This window comes from Rhodococcus sp. 05-340-2, from assembly GCF_002258915.1.
Taxonomy (GTDB): domain Bacteria; phylum Actinomycetota; class Actinomycetes; order Mycobacteriales; family Mycobacteriaceae; genus Rhodococcoides.
In genome coordinates, this window is the sequence record NZ_NOYU01000010.1 from 332,173 (window position 1) to 352,497 (window position 20,325).

Here is a 20,325-nt window from a genome sequence, read left to right on the forward strand (position 1 = left end):
AGGCCGCCTCGACGAAGTACGGGGTCACCGGCAGATGTCTGCCGGTGACCCCGTAGCTCACGGTCCGCCGAATTACTCGGCAGTGACCTTCTGTGCCTTGGACAGTGCGTCCGCGTAGACGTTGATCGTGTTGGTGTAGCGGCTGTAGCTCTTGTTGGCGCCGTAGTCCCACAGCACCATCTGTTGCTTGTCGACGGCGGCGATGGTGTCGAAACCGGGGTAGCGGCTCGGAATGTCGGCAAGCTTCACATCAGCTGCGTTGGCAACGTCGTGGTAGACGAATGCGACATCGGCATCGACACTCGATACGTTCTCCCAGGACACCTTCTTCCAGTATCCGTCGTCGGTGCCGTCAGGGGTGTACATCTTCAAGCCCCAGCTTTCGTAGTCGCTGAAGTCCGGATCCGCAGACGGATCGAGGACGTACGCGACATCGAGGGGCCAGACTCCGACTCCGGTGAGGTCCTGGCGTTCGGAGGCAACCTTTTTGAAGTTGTCGACGGCAGCGTCGTAGTCGGCCTTGATGTCTGCCAGTTGCGGGGTGTCGAGGTCGACGCCGAGCGAGGACGCGAGTCCGGCGTAGTTCTCGATGGTCTTGGCGGTCGATGTCGTGTCCAAGGTGACCCCGAGGGTCGGAGCGAGCTGATCGATCGTGTCGGCCTTGGACGAGTCGGCCGTGGTGGTCAGCTTGCCGAATTGGCCGAATCGTGGGTTGAACTCACCGATGACCAGATCCGGTTCGAGGCTGGCGGCTTTCTCGAAATCGAATGTGCCCCAGCTCTCGCCGACCGATTCGATGCCGGTGAGATCGGAGCAGCTCAGAATGGGGCTGGTGCTCATCGGAGTCGTCGACCAGATGGCGATGGGCTTGATTCCGTACGACATCAGCGCTGCGGCCGATTCCTCGTCGGCGATGATTCTGCTCGGTTGTGAATCGAGCGAAATGGTCCGTCCGCGGCCGTCGGTGTACGTGAACGGTCCGGACGCTCGGTCGACTGAGTCGACGCGGTCGTTCTCGCTGCACGCGGCCGGGTTCGCATTCAGGTCGACGACCTGGGTGCCGGCATCGTCGGTGTCGGCGGTGCCACTGCTGCACGCAGCGGCAGCGGCGAGCACGAGAACCGCGATACCTCCTGTGAGGGCGCGGGGTGCGGATCGGAATCTGCTCGAAGTGTGGGCTCGGGAGTCGATCATGTGTCTGCTTTCGTAGTCGATAGTGGATGGTGGAACGTGTCGAAGGGGGTCATCTACTCCTCTCGAGGATGTACTGGGCGACGGCAGGGCCGATGGCATTCCATCCGCGTGCCTGCCCGAGTGCGAGGTGCGGCAGATCATAGGGATCCACCCGAAGTTCACCGCGGATTCGCTCCCGCCACAACGTCTCTCGTTGCGCACCGAAGTCGGGATCGAGCCCTTCGGTGGCGGACACGAGGAGGGCGTCGCCGTCGAACGGTGCGGGGTCTGCCGAGGCCGTCAACCGGAGGTGGCGTACGTGAGCCGACACGAGTCGCTCTCTGGTGGTGTCGTCGAGCGCACCGAGGAGCGAGTCGCTGCGTACGTAGGCCGCGATGTCCTCGCGCTGGGACTCCAGCTGCTCCTGCGCCGGTGCGTCGGACGGAACGATGAACGAATCCAGCAGCACGAGCGACGCAACGGTCTCACCCGCAGCGTGGAGCCGTGCGGCCACCTCGTGGGCGATCTGGCCGCCGAACGACCACCCGAGCAGATGATAGGGGCCGGAGGGCGACACCTCGCGCATTCGGCGGTACTGGTCGTCGACCAGGGCGTCGAACGTGTCGAGTTCGATCTCGCCATCGGACAGGTACGGATCCTGCAGTGCCACTACCGAAGTGGGAGCGGGAAGGAAACGCACCAGGCCCATGTACGACCACGCCAGGCCACCTGCGGGCTGGAAGCAGAACACTGTGTTCGGCCCTGCGTCGCGCAGCCGCAACACCGGATCGAGCATCGTTCCGGATTCCGATCCCGACGCGGCGGTTTCGGCGAGTGCGGCAGGCGTCGGCCGGGCGTAGACGTCTCGAACTCCGACGGATCGGCCGAGCACGGACTCGAGTCGACGCGTCAGGCGGACGACGAGCAGCGAGTGCCCGCCGAGCGCGAAGAAGTCGTCGTCACGGCCTACCCGCGTGGTTCCGAGAATCTCGACGAAGATGTCTGCGACCGCTTGTTCGAGTGCGTTTTCCGCGTCGGCCGAATCTGCCGCCGCGGCATCCCACTCCGGTGCAGGCAGTGCACGGGTATCCAACTTGCCGTTGACGGTCAGTGGTACATCGTCGACCACCGTGATGGCGGACGGAACCATGTACGCGGGAAGCTGCTGACGCAGAGCGGCTTTGACGATCGCAACGTCGATCGCGGCACCCTTCTCGGGGACGATGTACGCGGCCAGTGCGCGATCTCCGGCCGATCCGGTCACGGTGACGACCGCGGCGCGAGCGACACGATCCTGCGCGGTCAAGACGTTCGCGATCTCGGCCGGCTCGATGCGATGACCGCGAATCTTGACCTGGTCGTCGGCTCGCCCGAGGTAGTCGAGTGTGCCGTCGGGGCGACGCCTCGTCAGGTCACCGGTCCGGTACATCCGTGCACCAGGTGCACCGAACGGGCAGGCGACGAAACGGTCCGAGGTCATGGACGGCATCGCGAAGTATCCCCGTGCCAATCCCGCTCCGGCCAAATACAATTCGCCGACAGCGCCGATGGGTGCCGGTGACAGTGTGGAATCGAGTACGTACGCCGCGGTGTTCGCGATCGGTCGCCCGAGGCTCGGCCGCGCGGTGTCGGCGACATCGGCACCGAGTGCGTTGATCGTGTATTCGGTCGGCCCGTAGAGGTTGTAGCCGTCCACACCGCGGGCGGAGCGCAACGCATCCCACAGCCCGTCTCCGACGGCCTCCCCGCCGAGCGAGACGAACACCACGCCCGTCGCTCCGGAATCGACCGACCCGGATGCCGAATCCCGGCAACGCTCGCGGTCCAGCAGTCCTTGATCGACGAGATGCTCTCCGTACGTGGGCGTCACGTCGAATGCATCGATCCGGTGCTCGTCGTAGTACTCGAGCAGTTGTTCCGGGTCGCGTCGCAGATCCTCGTCGATCACGTGCACCTCGTGGCCCGCGAGCAGCCACAGCAGCTGCTCCCAGGAGGCGTCGAACGAGAACGACGTGGTGTGCGCAATCCTGATCCGTCGGCCGCCCTGACGGAGAAGAACCGGCTCGAAGATGGCGGCCTCGTGGTTGTAGAACATGTTCGTCAGACCTCGGTACGGCACGGCCACACCCTTGGGGCGCCCGGTGGAGCCGGACGTGAAGATGACGTAGGCGAGTTGGTCGAGATCGGTGTGTGCGCCGCGATCGTCGTCGGTCACGGCCGCGCCGGATGCGTCGTCGATCGCCTCACGCGACAGATCCAGCAGCACCGTGCTCGGCGCAGTCCGAAGATGCTCGGGAAGCCGATCGACGAGAGACGAATCCGTCAGGATCACCGCGGGTTCGGACACCGCGAGCATGTGACCGATCCGGTCCTGCGGGTGTTCGGGGTCGATCGGCACGTACGCACTGTGTGCCGCGAACACCGCGAACAACGCGACCACCATGTCCTCGGATCGGGGGAGCAACAACGCGACCCGACGGTCCGGCCCCGCTCCGAGCGACAGCAGGACCCGGGCGGTTCGGTTCGCTCGCTCGACCAGCTCTGCATAGGTCAGAACGGTGTCGCCTGCACGAACCGCGGGAAACGATGCAGAACTCTCGGCCTGGCGCAGCAGAAGGTCGTAGACGGACAACTCCGGGACAGCACGCGCCGTGTCGTTGAAACGGTGCACCAGCAGGTCGCGTTGCGCGTCGGTGAGTGGGTCGCAGCGTGCGACGAGACCGTCGACGTTCTTCGTGATCGCGTCGAGCGTCCGGGTGAAGGTGTCGATCCACTCGCGTACCGTCGCTTCGTCGACGACGTCCTCCTGGAACATCACCCGCAGCCCGGCAGTCGGGGCCGAGGTGGACCCGGCGTCCGGGTCGACGACTATCGACAGCGGGTAGTGCGTCGCGTCGCGCAGCGTCACGTTCTCGACGCGCACCCGGCTGCCCGGCGGACCGAACGGTGTTTCCGGTGAGATCACCGGGGTGTTCTGGAAGACGAACAGTGTGTCGAACAGTGCGCGGTGTCCCGACATCTGCAGCAGCGCCGACAGGGTGACGTACGGGTGCGTCAGATGAAGTAGCTTGTCCTGCTGGGCTTTCTGCAGCATCTCGGTCACCGTGTGCGACGGGTTCGAGGTGAATCGTGTGGGAAGAGTGTTGAACAGCAACCCGATCGTGGTGTCGATTCCGTCGATCTCGGGTGGGCGTCCCGACACCACCGATCCGAAGAGCACGTCGTCGGTGCCCAGAATGCGACGCAGTGTCATTCCCCACGCCGCCTCGAACACCGTCGAGAGGGTGACGCCCGCGGTGGCAGCGACCTCGAGCAGACCCTGGGACACCACGGGATCCACGGTCACGCGTAGGTCCCGAGAGTTCGACGACGACGTCGCACCGAGCGATCGGCGGCGCGGAGCGACGAGGGTGGGCTCGTCTATCCCTCCGAGATATCTCTGCCATTCTCTCTCGGCGGCGGGCAGGTCCTGTCGAGAGAGCCACGCCAGGTAAGTGCCGAAAGATGCTGTGGATCTGCTGCGTTCGACCTCCTCGTCGGTGTAGCTGTCGAGGACGGACATCAGGAATCGCCAGATCGACCACCCGTCGAGCAGAATGTGCTCCGCCGTGAAGACGAGATGATGATGGGTCGGTCCGTCGGACAGAAGACCGAAGCGAAGAAGCGGCGGGTTCGAGGCGTCGAACGGTATCGACGCCTGTTGGCGGGCGAACCCGTCGACATCACTGCCGGTGCGGTACGTCCACGGAACATCGAACGTCTCCGGAACCACCTGCACCGCGCGATCACCGATCTCGGCGAAACCCACTGCAACGTTGGGGAATTTGTCGATCGATGCCCTTGCTGCCGCGGCGAGGCGGTCTCGATCGATGTGTCCCGACAGCTCGACCACGGTCTGCGAGACGTAGACGTCCGCCTCGCCCTCGCTCCCGGCGAGCAGGTGAAACAACAGGCCGGTCTGGAGGGGCGAGAGCGGCCACACGTGCCGCACCGCTCCGAAACTCCGCCGCAACCGAGCCGCATCCACGTCCGACAGCAGTGGAACGAGGTCCGCCGAATCCCCGTTGCGCCGCGCATCGGTGAGCGCGGTCCGCAAGTGTCGGGCCCAGGTTCGAGCGGCATCCGCTACCGGTAGGCCGCCGAGAGCCCGGTCTGCCGCCGTCACACGAGCGCGGATCGACGAGCCCGTCGTCAACGCGAACGTCGGTGCAGAGCTGCGCATCTCCGTGAACTGTGGAGATCGGCCGATGACGAGAACGACGGTTGCTCGTGGCATCTCCTCGAACACACCGACCGTGTGTTCGCTCGTGTATGCGGCCACGTCGTAGGTCGACGGGTCCGGATCGTCCCTGTGCGCATTCAGGAATTCGTCGATGCTCCTCTGAGCATCCGCCGAACTCAGAGAGAACGGATATCTTCTGCGCAGATGCCCGATCGTACGAGCGTGTCCATCCCGGTCGGGTTCGTCGATCTCGACCAGCCACGCCTCGCCGGCACCGAGATCGGTGAGAGTGCGCGCCAAGGCGATCAGGGCGGCAGCGCGGGTGCGGTCGGTATCGAGCGCATCCGCGGTGTCCAGCGCATCCGCGGTGTCCCACACGTCTGCATCGGCCGTTCCAGGTTCTCCGGCCGCGAACTCGGTGACGGTGGTTGCCAGCACGTCGTCGCCGAAGTCCAGCCAGGCTTCTGCATGCTCGACGATCCCGAGATCCGTCGCACGAGAATCCAACTCGCGCAGGTAGTCCGCGAAATCGAGCGTCGAGTCCACCGCGACGGGTGGCCACGACTCGCCATCGACGAACAACGGATGGGCGCGTAGTACGGTGCCGGACTCGGATTCGGTTGCGGTGACCGGTCTCGAGCCGACGTCGACGGTCCCATCGAGCGGGCGTGCGATGGCATCGTCCACCGAGGCGATCGCGATGTGCCGCCCACCGTCGCCGTCGCGAACGAGGGTCATCCGCAGAGCGTCGAATTCCGCCATCAGACGGTAGGCGGTGGCCGGCGACCCGCCCGGCACCGTCCATTCGACACAGGCGTCGTCCGAGATTCCGGCATCGAGCATCCTCAGCTGCGCCGGTGCGAGCCGGGCGGTGCCGGACGATCCCGGGGTGGTCGGTACAGCGATCTCGGCCACCACGAGTCGCGGATGACGAGTGCCCTGCACGAGGACGGCATGGACCCCGGAGAGCAGCGTCCGCGCGGTCGTCTCGGTGAAGAGGTCGCGGTCGTACACGAGGGTGAGCGAGCGTCGGCCGTCGGCGGTGAACCCGATTCCGAACGTCAGGTCGAACTTCGCCGCCAGCGATCCGCCCCCGAAAGCCGAACGGGTGCCGACGTCTCCGAAGTTCGGACGGATCGGGCGATCGTCGACGTCCGCGATCATGACTTGGAACAACGGGTTGACACCCGGTATCCGCGGCGGGTCGAGGGTCGCGACGACTGCCTCGAACGGCACGTCGCGGTGGTCGTACGCCTCCAGATCGCTCGAGCGCACTCGATCGACCAACTCGGTGAACGTCAGTGCGTCGTCGACCGACGCCGAGAGGACGACCGTATTGACGAAAAAGCCCACCGTGCTTGCCAACTGCGCATCATTGCGACTGTCCACCGCGGTGCCGATCGGGACGATGTCACCGGAACCTCTGGCTCGCAACACCATTGCGACAGCAGTGTGCAGCAGTACGAGTGGGGTGACCGCATTTTCGCTCGTGGATCGATCGATGGCGTCCGACAGTTCGTCGGACAACGGGACGGTCACCAGTTCTCCGGTGCCGCCGGCGTCGGCCCTGCGCTCGAAGTCGCGCGGGAGCGCAGTGACCGGCGGAACGTGGCCGAGCCGCTCGACCCAGAAGTCGAGGTCGGACCGATCGGTTGCGGTCTCACGCTGCCACCGCGCGAACTGCGCGTACGTCGCGGCGGTGTGCGTCGTCGACGGCAGTGGGTCTGCGGCGTTGCCGAGAGAGCGCCCGTACGCCGCGGCGAGCTCGTCGACCAGAATCTTCACCGACTCCTGATCGCACGCGATGTGGTGCAGCGTGATGCGTAATCGGGTCGCGTCGCAGGACAGCCGAATCGGCAGCTCGGACTGCAGATCGATGGGTGTCGGCACCGTGACTGTCGGTTCGACGCGGAACATGTCGGCTGCCTCGTCGACCGACAGAACGTGTTGGGTCCAGTCGCCCGAACCGGCCGGATACACCGTGCGCAGAATGGGATGTTGCGCAACGAGTTCCACGCCGGCTCGGTGCAGGGCGACGGGGTCGAGAGGCTCGTCCGGTTCGAGATCGAGCGTGAGCAGATACGCCGTGGACGGGCCGGACAGGCTCTCCAGGAACAGTAGTTGTTCCTGCCCGAACGACACGGGTGCCCCGTCGGCGTCCGAATGGTCACCTGGCCTGCCGACCTGAGCACCTGCAGTGAAATCGATTGCTGCGCCGAGTGAGGCGACCGTTCGATGATCGAACAACACGGGCAAACCGACGCGGACACCGAACTCGGCGTGCAGTGCAACCGCCAGGCGTAGCGCCATCAGCGAATGACCGCCGAGAGAGAAGAAGTCGTCGGAAACACCGATGTTCGGCACGGACAGCACCGCCGCGAAGACCCGGCACAGACGCTTCTCGATCTCGGTGCGAGGAGCGTCGCGACCCGCGGGGTTCGCTGTCGGTTCCGGGAGCGCTCTGCGGTCGAGCTTGCCGTTCGCGGTGACGGGGACGTCGTCGAGGATGGTCATGTACGTGGGGACCATGTACTCGGGGAGCTTGCTCTGCAACCACGACGTCAGGACCGTCTGCAGCTGTTCGCGATCGATGCCGTCGCGATCCGTCGGGATCGCGTACGCACTCAGCACGTCTCCCGACTCTCGGTGCAGGACGGTGACCGCGGCGTAGCGCACCGAGGGGTGGTCGGACAGTGCCGATTCGATGTCTTCCAATTCCAACCGCATGCCGCGAATCTTGACCTGGTTGTCGGCCCGACCGAGGAAGTCGAGTGAGCCGTCCGACCGCCACCGCGCGAGGTCGCCGGTCCGGTACATCGCCGAGCCGTCGGCTGCGAACGGGTTGCCCACGAATCGTGCCGCGGTCAGCGCCGACGCGTTGCGGTATCCGCGTCCGAGCAGCGACCCTGCTGCGTAGAGTTCGCCGCCGCATCCGATCGGGACCGGGCGAAGTCGTGAATCGAGAACGTAGAGTTGCGTGTTGGGGTTCGGCCGACCGATGGATGTGGCGATTCGGTCGTCCGCGTCGTGGTAGATCACATGGGAGACACCGATGGTCGCCTCGGCCGGCCCGTACCCGTGGTAGAGGGTCGTGTCCAGTCGATCCCGAAAGCGGGAGAACAGGTCAGGGGTGAGAACCTCTCCGCCGCACCAGACGTGCCGCAACCCGGACAGGGCGTTGTCGGTGTCGAGGTGCAGCAGTGACTCGAGCATCGACGACACCAGGTAGACGAACGTCACGCGTTCGCGGGCGATGGTGTCGAGGAGATAGAACGGGTCCCGCTCGCCGCCGTCCTTCGCGACGACGACGCGGCCACCGCACACCAGCGGCAGCAGGATCTCGTTGATCGAGATGTCGAATGCCAACGGTGCCTTGAACAGTGCGGCGTCGTCCGCGCCGAAACCGAGGATGTCCGTCCGCTGCCAGTTCAGGCGCTCGGAGATCGCACCGTGTCGAATCATGGCACCCTTGGGTCGGCCGGTGGATCCCGACGTGAAGATGACGTAGGCCAGCCGATCGGCCGAGATGGTCTCGAATTCGCAGCGGACCGCCGGGTGATCGAACTGCCAGTCGTCGAGGTTCACGACCGTCTCGTTCGGCACGACGGAGGAATCGTCGAGGTGCGCCGAATCAGGATGCGAGAGAACGACTCGCGTGCCGGAATCGGTGAGTACTCGTTCTCGTCGGTCCCGTGGCCAGGACGGGTCCAACGGTACGAACGCGCCGCCTGCCCGCAGGACGGCCAGCAGAGAGATCACCATTTCCGCCGAGCGCGGCATGCTCAGGGCCACGACGTCCTCGGCGCGAAGGCCGTTCGCGACGAGCGTGGACGCCAGCTGCGCGACCATCGTGGCGGCACGCTCGTAGGTGATGTGGCGCGTACCGTCGACGATGGCGATGCTGCCGGGACGATCACGCGCGCGCTCGGCGAACATGTCGGGTACCGGGGTGCGGTCGATCACGGAGTCGGTGTCGTTGAAGGCGTGGACGATCCGTGATCCGGTCGGTTCGTCGACCAACGTCAGTTCGCTGATCGGCCGATCGGGTGCGGTGCCGATCGCGGCCAGCAGAACGGCCAGTGCGTCGAAGCGCGTGTCGATATCGGAGGCACTGGCGCGGTCCCCTCGCATCTGAACCGTGACGGGCGCGGACGGCCCGATGCAGGTCAGAACGAACTCGAGGTCGTTGAACGGCCCTACGCTCAGTGCCTGTCCCGACCAGCCGATACCGTGCGAATCGACCTCCCCGACAATGATGTTCGCGCCAGGACCGAACGAGCGTCCGGCTGTGCTCCGCTGTCCGAGCGCGCGATCGCGGATCATGTCCTCGCCGCGGTAGCGGCGGTGGGGATGCGATTCGGCCAGCGAACTCCTGATCTTTCTTGCGACGTCGGCGACGCTGTCGAGCGGCTCGATACGCACCGTCAACGGATGAGTCGTCGAGACGGTGCACGGTTCGGAGCGCAACAGGTCCGTGGTCCGTGCAGCGGTGGGCAACGTCAGGGTCACGTCTCGTTCTCCCGACCAGCGGTGCACGAACGCCGCGTAGACGGCGAGATAGACGTGCGCCGGCCGTACCCCAGCGGATTCGGCGAGGCCGCCCAGCGCACCGACCAGGTCGGCGGACAGGTCCGTCCTTCTCTCGTACACCGACCCGGTGGGGGCTGCAGGCATCGGTAGCAACGTGATCGGAGGTGCGGCCGCTGCGAGCCGCGTGCGCCAGAACTCGCGGTCGCACAGGAACTGCTCGGACTCCCGGTACGAAACATCCTCGGCCACCGCACTGTCGGCGAGCCAGGGGCTGCGGTCCGTGTCGCCGTGGACGTACGTGTCGGTGACAGCGGTCGCGAGCAGCACCGCACCCGCAGCGTCGAGAACGATGTGGTGTGCGCGGAAATACCACACGTGACCGTTGTCGCTCGACACCAGTACCGAGCTCATCAGCTGATCGAATTCGAGATCGAGCGGGGTGCTCAGATCCTTCGCGGCGAGGACCGCCGTCGTCGCTACTGCATCCTGTCCACGTCCGTCGACCAGCGTGGTGACAATTCGAGCGTCGGACGAGATGCGGACGGGCCTGCCGTCGTGATCGGTGGTGAAGCGGGACCGTCCGCCTCGGTATCGGTCGAGGACCGAATCGATGGACGTGAGCAGTCTGTCGACGTCGAGGTCCGAGGGGAAGGAGATCTCGAAGCCGATGTTGAATGCGGCGCTGGTCGGGTCGGCCTGGTGCGCAATCCACATGTCCGTTTGTGCGGCGGACAGTGTCGTGCCGACCGAACGAGCTGCGTAGGTGGTGTCATGCACGGAGTTGAGCTCCTTCGTCGGAGGTCGGGCGGTGGTGCGAGCGGATGTCCTCGGGCGACCGGCCGGCGGCAACAGCCGCCACGGCCGCGGCGAGGTCGCGCGCTGTGGTGTCGTCGCCGATCAGTGCGTGGACCGTCACCTCGACGTGTGGGCCGTCGGACGAGGCCACCGAGTCGATGCGGTATCCCCGTCCCGAGGACGTGTCGAGAGGTTCGGCCGATGGTCCGTCCGGCGGCACGATACGGGCGCGCCACAACGTCTTTCGACGTGTGTCGATCGCCAACCGCAGCCCTTCGTTGCGTTCCCGAAGCGACCGTTCGATCTCGACGAGGTCGTCGGCGGACAGCGGGCGGGCAACGGGCGTGCTGACGGTGTGCACGTGTTCGACGATCCCGGCGTTCTTCGCTGCGCGTACCCCGGTGGGCAGTGGCACCGGGGTACCCGGCGCTGCCGTCGTTGTGCGTGCGGGGGAGCGGTACTGCGCGGATGCAGCACTGCGCCGGGCGATGTCGGCCAAGGTGCGGAGTTCGAACACATCGCGGACGGTGAACGTCAGACCCGTTCGAGTTGCTTTGGCGGCGAGCAGAACCGCGCTGATGCTGTCTCCGCCCGATCGGAAGAAGTCGTCGTCGAGGCCGACACGCAGGCCCAGATCGTTCTCGGCAATGTGCAGCAGTGCGCGTTCGGCATCGGTATCGGGTGCGCGATGATCACGAGCTTCGACGGCCGGCTCCGGAAGCGCGCGGCGGTCGAGCTTGCCGTTGACGGTGACGGGTATCGCACCGAGCGGGACGATCGCTGCCGGAACCATGTGCTCGGGCAGACGTTGCCGGAGTCGATCGTCGATATCGACAGGCAGAGAGCCGGATACGCGAGCTACCACGTACGCGACGATCGAACCGTCGCGCACCACGGCTACCGCGGACTCGATGTCGGGGCATTCGTCGGTGATGGCGGCGGCAACCTCGCCGAGCTCCACCCGCTGGCCGCGAATCTTGATCTGGTCGTCGGCTCGCCCGAGAAATTCGATGTCCCCGTTGCGCCGCCACCGGGCGATGTCACCCGTGCGGTAGAGGCGATCTCCCGGCGACCCGTGTGGGTCGGCGACGAATCGCGATGCGGTGAGGGACGGGCGACGGTGATATCCCTGCGCGAGTTGTATCCCGGCGATGTACAGATCTCCCGCCACGCCGAGAGGAACCGGCCGAAGGTGGGAGTCCAGAATGCGAATACCTGTGTTGTGCAACGGCGTTCCGATCGGGACCGAGGACCGGGGGTCCACGTCGGCGACGGTGTACGCGGTCACGTCGATCGCGGCCTCCGTCGGGCCGTACAGGTTGTCCAGTCGTACGCCGGGAAGAGCTTCCCGAGCGCGACGCGCCAGATCCGGGAGCAATGCTTCTCCGCTGCAGATGATCCGACGAAGCGAGGTGCAGGCGGACGCATCGGTGGCAGAGAGAAACGCGTCGAGCATGGGCGGGACGAAGTGGATGGTGGTCACCGCTTCTTCTCGGATCACCCGGCCGATGTACTGCGGGTCACGATGCCCATCGGGCTCGGCCAGCACGGTCGATGCACCGACGGTCGCAGCGAGGAAGAATTCCCACACCGACACGTCGAAGCCCGCGGGAGTCTTCTGCAGAACTACGTCGTCGTGGCCGAGCCGGTACTCGTCCTGCATCCATCGAAGGTGGCCGACGATGGCCCGATGTGTGTTGACAACGCCTTTCGGGCGCCCCGTCGACCCCGAGGTGTAGATGACGTAGGCGGCATCGTCGGGTGCCGGGCGAACAAGCGTCGTCGACGGCATCGCGGTCGAGGAATCGAGCGGATCCACCACCGGTGTGGTGCCGTCTGCGAACTCGACGTCGCCGGGTCGTCCCACGATCGCTATCGGCCGAGCATCCTCGACGGTGAAGCGAAGCCGATCCTCGGGGTAGCTCGTGTCCAGAGGCAGATATGCCGCCCCGGAACGGATCACGGCCATGATCGAGACCAACAGTTCGAGCGATCGGGGAACGGCGACGGCGACCACCGAGCCGGGCCGCGCTCCGAACTCGGACAGTCGACGCGCGAGAGCCTCACTGCGATCGGTCAGTTCACGGAATGTCAGGTCGCTCCCGGCGAACCGAACTGCCACCGCGTCCGGCCGGTGTGCTGCACCGCCGTCGAGCAGATCGATCAGAGTGGCGTCGTCGGTCGGGAACGAGGTGTCGTTCCATTGCGCGACGGCGTCTGCTTCGGCGGTCGAGGGACCGCCCAACTCGGCGATCGAGACCGCCTGATCGGTTGCCAGAGCGGTGGCATTGTTCACCAGCCGTTCCAGCAGAGCGAGGGCAGTGTCGTCGTCGAACACATCTGTGGCGTAGTCGATCGTCACGGCAAGGCCGTCGACGCTCTCGGCGAACTCCACGAGCACGTCGAATTTGGCGGTGTGCGTCGACACGGCCTCCGGTTTCAGTGCCGAATCTCCCAGCGTCAGTTCGGAAGACCTCCGCGGTGGCACCTGGTGCACCACCATCACGTCGAACAGTGACTCGGAGCCGGATGCGGCGACCACGCGCTCGAACGGCACATGAGCGAGGTCGTATGCGTTCAGCGTTGCGCCGCGCACACGGTCGACGACGGTCCGAAGGCTCGGCGATCCGGACAGGTCGACGCGGAGGACGACGGTGTTGAGGAAGTAGCCGATGGTGTCCGGAGCGCCGGAGCGGGTGGATACCGGCAGACCGATGCAGACGTCGTCACCTGCCCCACTGCCGGCGAGAGTCACTGCAACCACGGCCGAGGTGAGCATCGGCATCGTCGTACCGGTCCGTATGGCAACGGACTTCAGGCCCGCAACTGCGCCCCGAGGCAGGTTCCGCTGCGCGCTGCCCGCCGTTCGGGTATCGGTTCGGCGGGCTCGTCTGGGCCGATCGAGGGGTAGTTCGGTCGATTCGGGTGCCCCGTTCAGTACCTGCATCCACGAGTCGAGTCCGGAATCGATGTCGACGGGTTCTTCGACGTCTGCGTACTGGGTGGCGTCGGATTGCCATAAGGGACGGCGTCCCGCCGAGCGCGCCGAGTACGCGAACGTCAGGTCGTCGAGCAGCACATCACGTGACCACTCGTCGAATGCGATGTGGTGCACCACGATCACGAAGTGCTCAGCGGTGGTGAATGCGCGGATCGGGATGTCGGTACCGAGGTCGAACGCCGTCCGCACGACATCGGTGACGCTCTCCTCGGTGGAGACCATGATGGTCTCGGGTACCGGCACGATCCTCGCAGTGGGCTCTCCGGACGGACTCGGATACACCGTCCTGAGAATCTCGTGCCGCTCGACCACGTCTCGCAGCGCCGCACCGAGCGCCTCGGTGTCGACGGACTCGGATCTGCGCCACACGAGTGGAACGTTGTAGGTCGCTCCGGTGCCACGGACGTTCCAGTCCATCCACATGCGGAACTGGCCCGGTGTGAGCGCCGATCGATCACGCCGGGCGTCGTTCTCGGTCGTCCGGATGTCGCACGGCGACGAGGACTCACACAACCGGGCCACGGCGTGCACGGTCGGCTCGGACATGAACCCGCCCAGAGGAATCCGAACACCCAGTTCTCGGCGGATACGGCCGAGCACGGCGATGGCACCCATCGAGTGACCGCCTGCAGCCAGGAAGTCGGTGGTGCGACCGACGCTGTGGATGCCCAGTGCGTCGGCGAACGCCGCCGCCACCGCCCTCTCGGTCTCGGTTCGTGCAGGCTCGTCGGCGGCCTCGACCCGAACCGGGTCGGGTAACGCACGCCGGTCGAGCTTTCCGTTCGCCGTCGTCGGAAGCGAATCGAGACGCACACAGGTGGCTGGAATCATGTGTCGCGGAAGCCTGGTGGACAACGATCGGACGACGTCGCCGTCGGAGAGATCGGCACCCGCACTCGTGACCACGTACGCGATCAGCGAGCCGTCACGGACCAGCACGGCAGCATTGTCGATCCCGGGCACGGTCACCAACGCGTCCACGATCTCGCCGAGTTCGACCCGCATGCCGTTCAACTTGACCTGGTCGTCGTCACGTCCGAGGTACACCAATTCACCTGTGGCCGACCAGAGGGCGCGGTCGCCTGTGCGATACAGCCTGCGCCCGTCTTCGGAGTGCGGGTCGGCGACGAATCGCCCGGCGGTCAGGGCAGGCGCACCGGTGTAGCCACGTGCCAGCTGTACTCCACCGAGGTAGAGATCGCCGGGTGCGCCGGGTGGAACCGGTCGCAGCGCGTGATCGAGAACGTACGTGCTGGTGTTTCTCACCGGCGCTCCGATCGGCACCGACGCGGCCTCGTCGTCACGGCGTACCCGGTGCGCCGTGACGTCGACAGCAGCTTCGGTGGGGCCGTAGAGGTTGTCCAACCTGACGTGCGGCAGTGCGTCGAGAGCCCGGCGGGCAGTGCTGCGCGGCAGAGCTTCTCCGCTGCACACGAGCAGGCGAAGTGCGGGGTTGGGCGCGTTGTCGAGGGGAGTACCGGCGAGATACTCGGTGAGCATCGACGGAACGAAATGGGCGATGGTGACCCCGGCATCGTCGATGAGGCGATGAAGATACTCGGGATCGGTGTGACCGTCGGGATCGGCGACGACCAGCGTCGCGCCGGTGATCAAGGGCAGGAAGAACTCCCACACCGACACGTCGAAACCGGCAGGCGTCTTCTGCAGAATGCGGTCGTCGATTCCGACGTCGTATCGATCGCGCATCCACTCCAGTCTGTTCATCGCCGCGCGATGAGACACCGCGGTGCCCTTCGGTTTTCCGGTGGAACCGGAGGTGTAGATGACGTAGGCCGTGTTGTCCGGTCGCAGCGGTGCAGGTACCGGCCGGGTGCCGGTGACGGAGATGTTCGACGGATCGAGGACGGCGATGTCGGTGAACGGAAGGGCGAATTCGGTGCTGAGGACGACGCGTGGATCGGCGTCCGCAGCAATGTATCTCAGCCGCTCCTCGGGCAACCCCGAGTCGAGCGGAAGATATGCAGCGCCCGCGCGGTGCACGGCCACCAGTGACAGCACCAGCTCGTACGAGCGCGGCACATGAACCCCCACCACGTCGTCCGGTCCGACACCTGCGTCGAGGAGCGCGCCTGCGAGTGCATCGGCATCGCGGTCGAGTTGCGCGAAATCGACCGTGCGATCACGGTGCACCACCGCAACGCGATCGGGGTGTGTGCGGATGGTGTCGGAAACGAGCTGGGGCAGAACGGATTCAGTCATCGGTGCGGGTTCACCGTGTGCCCAGGTGTCCGCCACGAGACCGGTGACGGAGGGGTCGGTGAGGGTGCGTCTCGACACCGGGACCGACAGATCGTCCGCAAGTGTGCGAAGAGCGTGGGAGAAGCTGCGCGCGTACTGTTCTGCGAGGTCCGCGTCCAGTACGGCGGTTGCATATTCGACCGAGTACGCCATCGACGATCCGCGATCGTCGACGGTGAACGTGATCGGGAACTTGGCGGTCGCGGTGCTCGGTGCCTCCCGGCGACCGGCCTGTGTGCCCAGCTGCAGGCGGGTGTCCTCGCCGGTGTCGGAGAGGAGGACCGTCATGACCGACGGGACCGTGGTGTCCGAGAGTCCGCACTGCGAGACGACGTCCTCGTACGCGAGTGCCTGGTGATCGAAGGCGGAGAGATCCGCGGATCGGACGCCGTGCAGGAATCGATCGAGAGTCTCGTCTCCGACCATCCGGGTTCGCAATATCAGCGTGTTGAGGAAACATCCGATCGAGGCGTCGAGCGCGGAATCGGTGCGTAGCGACACGGGAGCAGCCACCAGGATGTCGGTGGCACCGGTCATGGCGGACACCGCAAGTGCGGTGGCCGCGTGGCACATCATGAACAGGCTCACTCCTGCGTCGGCTGCAGCACGGCGGAGAGCATCCGCGTCTGCGGACGAGAGTGCGAAGTGAAGCGTCTCGCCGGCGTCACCCACCGCTTCGGTTCGTGCCAGCGGCGACACCGGGGGCTCGGCCAAGGTCCGCTTCCAGTGCGCGAGCATGCGCGACGCCGTGGACGTGGGGTCGTCGGACGTCCCGAGCACGTCGCGCGACCAGGAGGCGAAGTCGTCGTATTGCACTGCGAGCGTAGGTAGCTCGGGGTCTACGCCGTTCGCTCTCGCGGCGTATGCGGCTGCGAGATCGGAGCGGAAGACGGATTCGGATCGGTCGTCGGTGGCGATGTGATGGAACGCGACGGTGAGGCGGTTGTTCGTCCGGTTCCACCAGGCTCGGACGGGTGGCTCCTCGGTCACGTCGAACACGATCGACTCGGGTGCCGGGGACACCTCGGTGACGTCGAGCACGGAATCCACCGTGTCGAGTACGACCGGCCGTTCGTGATCGGGGTAGACGGTTCTGAGTATCGCGTGTCGATTCACCACGTCGAGCAGAGCCGCACCGAGTGCCGTGCTGTCGATCGGGCCGTCGAACTGCCACTCGACAGGAACCGTGTACGACGCGCTGTGCGGTGCCCACTGATGCAGGGCCAGCATTCTGCGTTGTGCGTCCGACAGAACCGGTTCGGACACATCGCCTCCGGTTGTGAGCGGCACGGTCGCCGGTGCCGCATCGACGAGCCAACGAGCCAGCGCTGACGGGGTCCGGTGATCGAACACGGCACTGATGGGGACGCTCTGACCGGTGCGTCGTGCCAGCGACTGGCCGAGGCGCACCGCGAGAAGCGAGTCGCCGCCGTGGGAGAAGAAGTCGTCGTCGGCACCCACCCGATCCCGACCGAGCACATCGGCGAACGCACTGCACACCGTCGCTTCACGCGGGGTGGACGGAGCGCGGTAGTCCTCGCTTCCGGCGAGTTCCGGTTCCCCGAGCGCACGACGATCGAGCTTTCCGTTCGCAGTCAGAGGGAATGACTCCAGAACGAGAACTCCACTCGGAACCATGTATTCGGGCAGATTGTCCGCGGCCCAGGATCGAATTCGCTGCGCGTCGGTTTCGGCTCCGGCGACGGGGACCACGTATGCAGCAAGGTAGGCCGAACCCGCGGGCGTGGTGCGCACCGTGACCGCACAGTGGCGCACGTCCGGATGACCGGCGAGAACCGACTCGACGTCCTCCAGCTCGAGTCTCATCCCGCGGATCTTGACCTGGTTGTCGACGCGGCCCGCGAACTCGAGAGTGCCCTCCGGCGTCCAGCGTGCCCTGTCGCCGGTGCGGTAGAGACGGCTGCCGTTGTCGCAGAACGGGTTCGCGACGAAGCGGGACGCGGTCGACGCTGGGGCGTGAACGTAGCCGCGGCCCAGAAGGTAACCCGCTGCGTACAATTCGCCGTCGGTGCCGATCGGAAGCGGGCGAAGGTCCTCGCCCAGCACGTACAGCGCAGTGTTGGGGTTCGGTGCACCGATGGATGTCGCGATCCGGTCGGCGGTGTCGGAATACACGACGTGCGAGACGCCGATCGTCGCTTCAGCGGGCCCGTACCCGTGGTACAGGGTGGTGTCCAGTTGCGCTCTGAAGCGCGCGAACAGTGAGGGCGTGAGCACCTCACCGCCGCACCAGACGTGCCGCAGTCCAGTCAGCCGCCCCGCACGGTCTCCGGTGGCGGAGGCGTCGATGTCGAGCAAGACGTCGAGCATCGACGACACGAGGTACACGAACGTCACGCGCTCGTTCGCGATCAGGTCGAGCAATCTGTCCGGATCGCGTTCGTCACCTGGGCCTGCGATGACCACCCGTCCACCGCTGACGAGCGGAAGCAAGAATTCGTTGACCGAGATGTCGAAGGACAGTGGTGCTTTGAACAGGGCAGCGTCGTCGCTCCGGAAGTTCAGCAGTCGATTCATCTGCCAGTCCATCCGAGCGCAGATTGCGTCGTGGCGGATCATCGCGCCCTTGGGCTTTCCAGTCGATCCCGACGTGAACATGACGTACGCCAACGAAGATCCGTGGATGTCCGCCTCGGGCATCGTGTGTGCGTGGTGCGCGTGCACCCAGTTCTCGAGATCGACGGGCACCGATGCGACGGAGTCGAGCGCATCGCTGTCGAACCGGATGCACAGGAGGCCGATTCGGGCCTGCGCGGCCACATCCTGGCGCCTGGCCAGGGGCCACGACGGATCCACCGGTACGAAGGCTCCGCCCGCTGTCATCACCGCGAGGGCCGCGACGACGGTCTCGGCGGAGCGGGCGATGCCGATACCGACCGTCTGTTCCGATGTCAGTCCACGGGCGGACAATTCGGTCGCCAACTCGTCGACCCGTCGTTGCAGTTCGGCGTAGGTGATACGGCGGGGGCCGTCCACCACCGCGACCGACTCGGAGTGCAGACTCGCGGATTCGCGAAACACGGCGGGCACCGTGCGCTCCTGCGTCGGCTCCGCCGTGTCGTTGAACGAGTGCACGACAGACTCGTATTCGGTGTCGGACAGAATGTTCGGTGCCGACACGGGAGTGTCGGACCGAAAGGTGCGCAGGAACGACCGGAGCCGATCACGGTGTACTCGCGCCGCGGCTCGCGGACCCCGTACGTCGATCACGGTGCCGAGACCCGGCTCGCTCTCGACGGCGAAGTCGATGTCGTCCACCGGGCCCAGGCGGACTCCACGCATCCGAATCTGCTGATCACCGAACGAGATCGGACTCTTCCAGACCATCATGTTGATGCTCGCGCAGTGGGTGGGCGAGCCTGCCGCTCGACCATGAGCGCGTAACGTGTCGAGTTCGGGGATGAGCCCTGCTTCGACGTCGGACAGCCGGTCGGACGGCTCGATCGTCACGCGCATCGGATGGGTACGGGAGAGCATTCCCAGCTGCTCTCGCCGGACCGAGTTGGACCGTGTGTGCAGAGCCGTCGACACAGTGACGGTTCTGCGGCCCGACACTCGGTACACGTACATCAGGACCGCCGCGGTCAGTGTGCGCGCGTCGGCGGGTAGATCGATGTCCGACTGTGCGAAATCCAAGGTGGAACACCCTGTTTCCGTCGGATCTGCCTTGTCCGCCAGGGCCACGGCGTTCTCGACGCGATCGGCTCGACGTGCGATCTCCTCGGAATCGATGCGCGCGTGGTCGCTACCGCGGTACTCCAGTTCCTCGTCCAGGAGCATCCTCGACGACCACGTCGGAGTCTTACCGCCGTTCCACACGTCCGCGACCGCGCGCGTGAGTGCGCGCACCGCATACGCGTCGACGACGATGTGGTGGTAGCCCTGATACCAGCGCAGGTGGCCGTCGCCCAGATCGAACACCGTGTGCGTGAACAATGGGCCGTCGAGCGATCTGACCGTGTCGAGGTCGGATCGGATCGCCTCGTCGGCGGCGGCCGGATCACATTCGACGCGTTGGACATTCACCGTCGGCGGTGTGGAAATCCGACGAACCTGCGACCCGTCGTCGGTGAACAGCACGTGCAGGTTGTCGGCCGCGCGGAGCACCGTGTCGATGCTGTGCACCAATCGCGCCGCATCGGCGTCGGACATCTCCATCAGGTCCACGACCCAACCGATGTTGAACTCCGCGCTGTCCGGGCGCAGCTGCTGGGCCGTCCACACGTCCAGCTGCGACGACGTCAGGTCCAGCGATTCTCCACGGGCGCTGTGCATTCGGTGTGCTCCTCGACATTGTAGATCCGGTGGACTGTTGATCTCGGGA

General features: G+C 65.9%; 3 protein-coding genes and 1 pseudogene. All 4 read right to left on the reverse strand.

All coding sequences use genetic code 11. The features are described from left to right. Positions 1-72 precede the first annotated feature (72 nt). Entirely contained in the window at positions 73-1,194 is a 1,122-nt protein-coding gene (locus CH271_RS05910; RefSeq protein ID WP_179274805.1) for an ABC transporter substrate-binding protein, read from the reverse strand. A 49-nt stretch (positions 1,195-1,243) separates the two neighbouring features. Next, positions 1,244-7,537 (reverse strand): amino acid adenylation domain-containing protein, encoded by a 6,294-nt coding sequence (locus CH271_RS05915; protein ID WP_441347149.1) that lies wholly within the window; start codon positions 7,535-7,537, stop codon positions 1,244-1,246. A 60-nt stretch (positions 7,538-7,597) separates the two neighbouring features. Continuing rightward, positions 7,598-10,702, reverse strand: a pseudogene (locus CH271_RS29695) (non-ribosomal peptide synthetase); the annotation flags it as partial. Then, entirely contained in the window at positions 10,695-20,276 is a 9,582-nt protein-coding gene (locus CH271_RS05920; RefSeq protein ID WP_094632992.1) for a non-ribosomal peptide synthetase, read from the reverse strand. The gene CH271_RS05920 and the pseudogene CH271_RS29695, both read right to left, overlap by 8 nt. Positions 20,277-20,325 lie beyond the last annotated feature (49 nt).

Coding starts and splice junctions, on each gene's coding strand:
- CH271_RS05910 (WP_179274805.1), bottom strand. CDS start 1,194: ATGATCGACTCCCGAGCCCACACTTCGAGCAGATTCCGATCCGCACCC.
- CH271_RS05920 (WP_094632992.1), bottom strand. CDS start 20,276: ATGCACAGCGCCCGTGGAGAATCGCTGGACCTGACGTCGTCGCAGCTG.